Consider the following 3,753-nt stretch of genomic DNA (forward strand, 5'->3'; position numbering starts at 1 on the left):
GGTATGGGGGGTGGGTTGTCGGAGGGTGATCGTGCGCGGATGGCGCGTGGTGGTGTGTTGCCGTTGTCGGTGGATGATGGTTTGAGGTTGTTCGGTGCGGCTGCGTGTGCGGATGCGGCGTTGGTCCCGGTGCGGCTTGATGTGGAGGCGTTGCGGGCGCAGGGAACGGAACTGCCGCCCCTCTACCACCACCTCGTCCCCGCCGTTCGGCGCACCGCGGCCGTCAGCGACAGCGGCACCGCCGACACACTGCACCGGCAACTGTCCGCGCTGGCCCCGGCCGAACGGGAACGCGCACTGCTCAACGTGGTGCGTGGGCAGGTCGCCGCGGTGCTGGGACACACGAACCCGGCCGCGATCGCGCCCGACCGGTCCTTCAGCGATCTGGGTTTCGACTCGCTGACCGCGGTCGAGCTGCGCAACAGTCTCAACACCGCGACCGGCCTGCGGCTTCCGGCCACCCTCGTCTTCGACTACCCGACCGCCGGCGACCTCGCGCGCTACCTCCACGACGAACTCCTCGGCACGCTCGACACACCTGTCAGCACGCCGGTCGCCCAGGAGACCCCCGTCGCCGACGACCCGATCGTCATCGTCGGCATGTCCTGCCGTTACCCGGGCGGCATCGAGTCGCCCGAGGACCTGTGGAAACTGGTCGCTGACGGCAAGGACACCGTCTCCGAGTTCCCGGAGGACCGCGGCTGGGACACAAGCACGATCTTCGACCCGGAGGGCAAGCGTCCGGACACCACCTACGTCAACAAGGGTGGATTCCTGTACGACGCGGCCGACTTCGACGCGGCCTTCTTCCGGATCAGCCCGAACGAAGCGCTGAGCACGGATCCGCAGCAGCGACTGCTGCTGGAGGCTTCCTGGGAAGCGTTCGAGAGGGCCGGCATCGACCCCGCGACCGTCAAGGGCAGCAAGACCGGTGTCTTCGCCGGCGTCATGTACCACGACTACCCGACGAGTCACAGCGCGGGCAGCATCGTCTCCGGCCGCATCGCCTACACGTACGGCCTGGAGGGCCCGGCGGTGACGGTGGACACGGCGTGCTCCTCGTCCCTGGTCGCCCTGCACCTCGCGAGCCAGGCGCTGCGCAACGGCGACTGCTCACTCGCCCTGGTCGGAGGCGTGACCGTGATGGCCACACCGGCCACCTTCATCGAGTTCAGCCGGCAGCGCGGGCTGGCGGCGGATGGCCGGTGCAAGTCCTTCGCCGAGGCGGCGGACGGCACCGGTTGGTCCGAGGGTGTCGGTGTGCTGGTGGTGGAGCGGTTGTCGGACGCGCGGCGCAATGGCCATCGGGTGCTGGCGGTGGTGCGTGGTTCCGCTGTGAATCAGGACGGCGCGAGCAACGGCCTTACCGCGCCGAATGGTCCGTCGCAGCAGCGGGTGATCCGGGCGGCGTTGGCGAACGCGCGTCTGTCGCCGGACCAGGTCGACGCGGTGGAGGCCCACGGCACGGGTACGGTCCTCGGTGACCCGATCGAGGCGCAGGCGTTGCTGGCGACGTACGGGAAGGACCGTCCGTCCGGGAAGCCGTTGTGGCTGGGTTCGGTGAAGTCGAACCTGGGTCATACGCAGGCTGCGGCTGGTGTGGCCGGGATCATCAAGATGGTCATGGCGATGCGCAACGGTGTGCTGCCCCGGACCCTGCATGTGGATGCGCCGTCGTCGAAGGTGGACTGGTCGGCGGGTGGGGTGGAACTGCTCAGGGAGTCCCGGCCGTGGGAGTCCGGTGGGCTGAAGCGCGCGGCGGTGTCGTCCTTCGGCATCAGCGGCACCAACGCGCACGTCATCATCGAGCAGGCCCCCGAGCCTGCCCCTGCCGCCCCCCGGTCCGGCGGCCTGGAGCCGCAGCCGATCACGGAACCGGCGGACCGCTCCAGGATGCTCTCCTGGCCGGTGTCCGGGGCGAGTGCGGAGGGTTTGCGGGCGCAGGCGCGGCAGTTGCTGGGCCTGGTACGGGGCGACGATGTTCCGGACCCGGCGGATGTGGGGCTGGCGCTGGCGACGACGCGTGCGCAGTTGGAGCACCGTGCAGTGATCGTCGGCTCCGGCCGTACTGAGCTGGCGGCCGGGCTGGCCGCGCTGGCGGAGGAGACCCCAGCTACGGGGTTGGTGCAGGGCGTGGCCCGCACCAGCGGCAAAACCGCCTTCCTCTTCACCGGGCAGGGCGCGCAGCGCGTCGGTATGGGCCGTGAACTGTACGAGGCTTTCCCGGTGTTCGCCCAGGCGCTGGATGAGGTGTGTGCTCACTTCGACGGGCTGCTGGAAGTGCTGTTCGCGGAGGAAGGGTCGGCGGAGGCGGGGCTGCTGGAGCGTACGGAGTACGCGCAACCCGCTCTGTTCGCAGTCGAAACGGCGCTGTTCCGCCTGGCCGCGTCCTGGGGTGTGCGTCCGGATGTGGTGGCCGGTCACTCGGTGGGCGAGATCGCGGCGGCGTATGCGGCGGGTGTGTTCTCGCTTGAGGACGCGTGCGCGCTGGTTGCCGCACGCGGTCGTCTGATGCAGGCTCTGCCGTCGGGCGGGGTGATGGCAGCGGTCCAGGCGACCGAGGACGAAGTCCTCACTCTCCTCGGTGGTGCCACCGACGCGGCCATCGCCGCCGTCAACGGCCCGCGCGCGGTCGTGGTCTCCGGCGCCCGCCACACCGTCGACGCGATTGTCGAAGACCTGCGGAGCCAGGGGCGCAAGACCTCCCTGCTCAAGGTCTCCCACGCCTTCCACTCCCCCCTCATGGACCCCATGCTCGATGACTTCCGTACGGTGGTCTCGGGCCTGACGTTCACCGAGCCGGATATCCCGGTGGTCTCGACGGTCACCGGCCGTACCGCCGGTGCGGGTGAACTCACCTCACCCGCTTACTGGGTGGAGCACGTCCGTCAGGCGGTCCGCTTCGCCGACGCCATACACACCCTGGCCGACGACGGCGTCACCACGTTCCTGGAGATCGGCCCGGACGCGGTCCTGACCGCGATGACCTCCACCGTGCTGGACGACGACACCACCACCCTCTGCATCCCTCTCCTCCGCCGCAACCACCCCGAACAAACAGAAACCCTCACCGCACTCGCCCGCCTCTGGACCCACGGACACACCGTCGACTGGACCACCCTCCACACCAACAACCCCACCCAACACATCGACCTCCCCACCTACCCCTTCCAACGCCAGCGCTACTGGATCGACGGATACTCCCCGTTCGGCGCCGCCTCCGGTGCCGGAGGCCATCCGCTGTTGGGGGCGGCTGTGACGCTCGCCGACTCCGACGGGCTGCTCTTCACCGGACGGCTCTCCACTCGGACTCACCCTTGGCTGGCCGATCACGCGATCGGTGACACCGTGCTCTTCCCCGGCACCGGTTTCGTGGAGATGGCGATCGGGGCCGGCGACCAGGTGGGATGCGCGGTGCTGTCGGAGATGACCCTGGAGACTCCGCTGGTGCTCCCGGAGCACGGCGCGATCCACACCCAACTCGTGGTCAACGGCCCCGACGGCGCAGGGAATCGCAGCTTCAGTATTCATTCACGTGCTGAGGATGCAGTGGGGGATGCGTTGTGGACGCGGCATGCCACGGGGACGCTCGGTTCCGGGGCGCGTGCTGGTACGGGTGGCACCGATCTGGACGTGTGGCCTCCGGTGGGGGCGGTGCCGGTGTCGGTCGAGGGTTTGTATGAGCGGTATGCGGATGCGGGTTTGGTGTATGGGCCGGTGTTTCGTGGGTTGAGGGCTGCGTGGCGGTTGGGT

At 69.2% G+C, this 3,753-nt stretch carries 1 protein-coding gene; it reads left to right on the forward strand.

Translation table 11 applies throughout. The features are described 5' to 3' along the window. The coding region (locus tag ACWD4A_RS35145) for a type I polyketide synthase (RefSeq protein ID WP_451200519.1) at nt 1-3,753 on the forward strand (3,753 nt) is incomplete at both ends.

It is taken from the genome of Streptomyces sp. NPDC002537 (assembly GCF_053594975.1).